The sequence below is a fragment of the Arthrobacter sp. B0427-1-12 genome, from assembly GCF_059092905.1.
Map to the genome: position 1 here is coordinate 1 of NZ_JBNHIC010000167.1, position 962 is coordinate 962.

Below are 962 nucleotides of genomic sequence, written 5' to 3' on the forward strand. Positions count from 1 at the left end.
TCTACGTCACCGCTCTCGCACTGGCCGTCGCCCGGTTATGGCCGGACGTTCTCAGCAACGCTGTCGATCCCGGCTGGGTGCCCACCAGGATGGGCGGTCCGAACGCTCCGGACGACCTGCGGCTGGGCTACCTCACCCAGGAATGGCTCGCTACCAGCGAGGACCCGCAGGCACGCACGAGTGGCGGCTATTGGCACCATCAGCACCGGCAGGAAGCACACCGGGCCGCTTACGACCACCGGCTGCAGACCGAGCTGGTGAACCACCTGGCCCACATCACCGGAGAGCGCCTTACCTAAACCTCATTTCGTGCGGAACCGCCGCACGAGGATGCCTAGCCGTGCGGGCAGCTATGCGGCCGGTGTCCGGTTCCATTCCAAGTCCGGCGGAGGCACCTGCTGGTCCTACTGGATGCGCAGCACCGATGACGGTCTTGGCCCCAAGCCTGTTGAGGCCATCGCGGAGCACGAAATCCATCCCGGCGACGCCGATGTGGACTATATTCCTGACGCTCTACGGGGCCTCCTGCCGCTGACCGGCACACACCGCGGACAGCGGCCGGCGCTTACACCCAAGCTCCCCGCACGGCTGAGAGCCACCGAACATATGCGCTGTTATCGGCGGGTTGGAACGGTGGGTGCGGGCGGTTCGGTGGAAGCGGGGAGTCCTTGTCGGGGCCGTTCCTCCCGTCCTAGGGTGGGAGAGGTGCGCCCGCGGGGTAGGTTTCCGATGGGGGAGCCGGCGGTGCGGCCGCGAAGGATAAACAGTATGGCAACAGGCATCGTGAAGTGGTTCAACGCCGAAAAGGGTTTCGGTTTCATCACCCAGGATGACGGCGGGCCGGATGTGTTCGCGTACTTCAGGCAGATCGCCGCCAGCGGCTACCGCTCCCTGGAGGAAAACCAGCGGGTCGAATTCGACGTCGTTCAGGGCCAGAAGGGCCTGCAGGCCGAAAACATCCG

At 65.5% G+C, this 962-nt stretch carries 2 protein-coding genes; both read left to right on the plus strand.

The features are described 5' to 3' along the window. A partial coding sequence (locus tag AC5RWU_RS24360; RefSeq protein ID WP_493986741.1) for a Rossmann-fold NAD(P)-binding domain-containing protein occupies window positions 1–299 on the plus strand: 299 nt, incomplete at its 5' end. 469 nt (window positions 300–768) lie between these two features. Next, on the plus strand, window positions 769–962 hold a 194-nt coding region (locus AC5RWU_RS24365), incomplete at its 3' end, for a cold-shock protein (protein WP_493986742.1).